This is a genomic window from Planomicrobium sp. MB-3u-38, from assembly GCF_002836425.1.
GTDB classification, from domain to species: Bacteria; Bacillota; Bacilli; order Bacillales_A; family Planococcaceae; genus Planococcus; species Planococcus okeanokoites.
In genome coordinates this window covers 1-3,270 of the sequence record NZ_PJBO01000054.1, presented here as the reverse complement: position 1 = coordinate 3,270, position 3,270 = coordinate 1, and the positions used below count along the sequence as shown (strand labels likewise).

Genomic DNA, 3,270 nt, shown 5'->3' with positions numbered 1-3,270 from the left:
GTCCACCTGTGCGTTAAACAAGCGCTAGTTCTAATTAAACTGGAGGGATGACAGTTGAAATCAATTTTTACTATAAGCATCGCATTATTTTTATGCATCACATTGTTTTTAATCTTAGAACCTATGGCTAATAGACCGCTTTTCGACGAAGAAATTAAACAAATTGAATTGCCCAAAGAAAGAGAAAAAAAGTTTGGGAAGTATATTGATAAAGTTAGAGAGTTTCCCCTCCTTCCTGAACAACAAGAAAAGCTTCAACAGCTTCGTATCGAACAGCTGCAGAACGTAAAAGGGATGGAGCCAGCCCAGATTGAAATTCCATCAATCGGAGTGGATGCCGCTGTAGAGCAAACAGGGATACTGGAGAACGGAGAAATGGGAGTGCCTGAAAATGTAGATAAAGTCGGCTGGTTTGAACCTGGTTTCAAGGCGGGAGCGAAAGGTCATTCAGTGCTTGCTGGGCATGTCGACAGTCTGACCGGACCTGCTGTATTCTATAACTTGACCAAAGTAAAGGTTGGAGAACGAGTAACTTTAACCGGTGTTGATGGACGGAAACTGATTTTTGAAGTAAAAGAAATTAATAGTTACCAAACAGAACAGGCTCCAGTAAAAGAAATTTTTGGTGAATCTGACAAACGGATGCTGAATTTAATTACTTGTACGGGTGATTTTTACAAAGACACTGGATCCTACGAAGAGCGTCTTGTCGTTTCAGCGGAACTGGTTTCCGGCTCCTGATGCTCAGACCCATTGCCGAACCACTACTGAGTGCAAAACAATATTGGCATGCATCACGCCACGTCGTATGCCTATTCGACAGTAAATACGTAGAAAATATAGCTGTAGATAGTAAATAAGCGTTATTACATCACTTCGGTTAATTTTCATTTAAACGAATCAGAGAAAATAGAAGCAAAATAGTAATCCCTTGCAGGGATGCCAATAGGTATCAGAGCCATACTTGAATGCTTCACTCAATCCAAACTACTTTTAAACGGTTTTTGGGCCCTCTTGTCTTTTGTCATTTCTTCTTTCACCTCTTTCACATCTGCCCATTGCTCATTTTCTCTAGCGACTAGCCATAATCCTCCTCCCTCAAGCCGCTTCAATTGGTGAAGTAACGGGAATCGTGGTAAAACTAAAGGGACTACAGAAATCCTAAAGGGTTGCTTAGAGCAAACGGCAAGAATGAAGGTATAGATCTCCCGTGTAAAATCTTAAAGTCAGATTGCCTTTGCCTTTTACTAAGTTATACAAAGATGGGAGTGGAAAGCATGTGCGTCTCCAATAATGAAATTGAACGTCAAGCATATATTATGAGTGAAAAAATCAGAGAAAATTCCGTCTATAAGCTTGTTTTAATAAAATTTATCGACAATAAAAATATTGATCTTCAAAATCATTCCATAGAGCAGATTTTGGCCAAAGAAGACCTTCCTTTGATTAGTAAAGTAACTTTAGAAGATGAAGAAGGTATGCGCTTCGATATTGAACCAAACGAAATTGGATTAAGTTACGCTAAGGGAGAAATCACTTATAAGGAATACAAACAGATGCAAAGTAAAGAAAACAAATTGTTTATAGGCTACCTCACGTTGCTATCAAGCGGCTTTCTTTTAATAAGCTGGGGAGCTCTAAAGTTATTTTTTATGTAGACTTTAGACTCTGCAATTGCTACTCTTACTTATCAAAGCTGAATTACATAGGCTCTTGAGTATACGGTTTGTCCCATAGACGTTTATAAACTGGATTATCAAATCTATCGATGGGTCATAAAAACAGATGCTTTAAGTAAGTGATTTTCCTGTTTATACTCATAGCTTTTGCAATTTAAGTTGAAGTATAAAAGGAAGAGGAGAAGCAATAGTGGTCCCTTTAAGTTAGAATATGAGTTAAGTAGCTGGTTGGCAGGCATGCGTTCGGTAATACACCGAGCTCATGTCTGCCAATTTTTACTTGATGCCCTCGTGGTTGAAATTGTAGATGTATCGTTCAATCTTCTGCTTCAATTCATCATACGAGACCATCGCTTCTCCGTCATACATCTCCTGTTTAAGCAGACCGTAGAAGTTCTCTGCGGCAACGTTATTGACATAGGTCACTTTTAGGAACGTGCTTAAGAAGGTGCGGTTTTGCTTTATCGGAGTATGTAATGTCAGCCTCGTCGGAATGAATGGTCTTCCGATATGTAAGCCTGTCTCTCAAGGATGGCGGGACTTAATGTAGTGAGACTAGTAACAGCCTTCGTGTTTCTCAAACAGCGCCAGTACCAACGTCTTTCACTTCAGACTCAGCTCCTCTGAATCGAACCGCTACCGGTGATAATGGTATGGCGCCTTCGGAAAAACGACGATTATCTATACATCTATTAATCGGTATCTTTCTTCTTGGATTTCCTATGCCATCGCTATTTGTGCTTTTCGAGGAAAGTAGCTGAGTTTTCCTAGAAAGCGTCTAATTTTTTAAATAAGCATTCTCCAAGCGGAGAAGCTCATTCTCACGCTCGAATTGTTCTTCACGGGACACCGCTTTAACTGCTTTTGTTGGTATTTTGGAGGATTTTTCGCCATGTGTGTCCATCCTTTGGTTATCAAATCTCTTGCTTTTCCATCCAAAGAAGTGTGTTTCCATTTCGTAATTAGCGTAGGTTTTACATTTAACATGCATTCGCTACACCCTAGTAGGAAGCGCCTTTTTCTTTCAAAAAGTGTAATACACACAGTTTGAATCCTGCAGAATACACCTGGCTTGTTGCTCATTTCGCAATCCATGTTTCACCAATTGCTGAAAAACGAAATCCCCTTTTCATTTGCTCATAACTGTACATCCCAAATTTCTTGGTTAACTGCGGGTAGCAGTCATATATTAATTAGCTTTTATTATTAAAGGTAAACTAATGTAGTTATCCTGTTTATTCACTCTTAATTATATCCTGCTCTTCTCCTCAAAAACCCTTAATCTTCAATGAGTGATGACTTCCGCGAAATTAATCTTCCCCCTAAAAAAGTTTCATCTTCTGCTTCCTAGATTTCTCCATACACAAATGAAAAAATACTTACATTCCTGAATCGCTGCTGTTTGAAGAGGTATTTTCTATGAGATAAGTATTGTATTCTTCCTTAGAGTTTGCTCTCTCCCCATGTACTTTGCCGTAGAAGTTCTTTTCCTTGCCGCCCATCGATAAAAATCTAACTGGCTAAAAATTGATATGTAACTGTAATATAAAACAGTTTCATTGCTGTTATACTAAACTAGCTGTAATTATAC

At 38.8% G+C, this 3,270-nt stretch carries 3 protein-coding genes; 2 read left to right on the top strand and 1 reads right to left on the bottom strand.

Features of this window, described 5'->3' with window-relative positions:
* Positions 1-54: 54 nt before the first annotated feature.
* Both CXF70_RS10335 and CXF70_RS10330 read left to right on the top strand, forming a co-directional pair.
* Positions 55-741: a class F sortase gene (locus CXF70_RS10335; RefSeq protein ID WP_101802595.1), complete on the top strand. Its 687-nt coding sequence runs from the start codon at positions 55-57 to the stop codon at positions 739-741.
* A gap of 536 nt (positions 742-1,277) precedes the next feature.
* On the top strand, positions 1,278-1,658 hold the full coding sequence (locus CXF70_RS10330; RefSeq protein WP_101802594.1) for a hypothetical protein: 381 nt from the start codon (positions 1,278-1,280) through the stop codon (positions 1,656-1,658).
* A gap of 297 nt (positions 1,659-1,955) precedes the next feature.
* Here CXF70_RS10330 and CXF70_RS18175 read toward each other — a convergent pair whose 3' ends face one another.
* Positions 1,956-2,105 (bottom strand): IS3 family transposase, encoded by a 150-nt coding sequence (locus CXF70_RS18175; RefSeq protein WP_158241180.1) that lies wholly within the window; start codon positions 2,103-2,105, stop codon positions 1,956-1,958.
* Between the last annotated feature and the right edge of the window lie 1,165 nt (positions 2,106-3,270).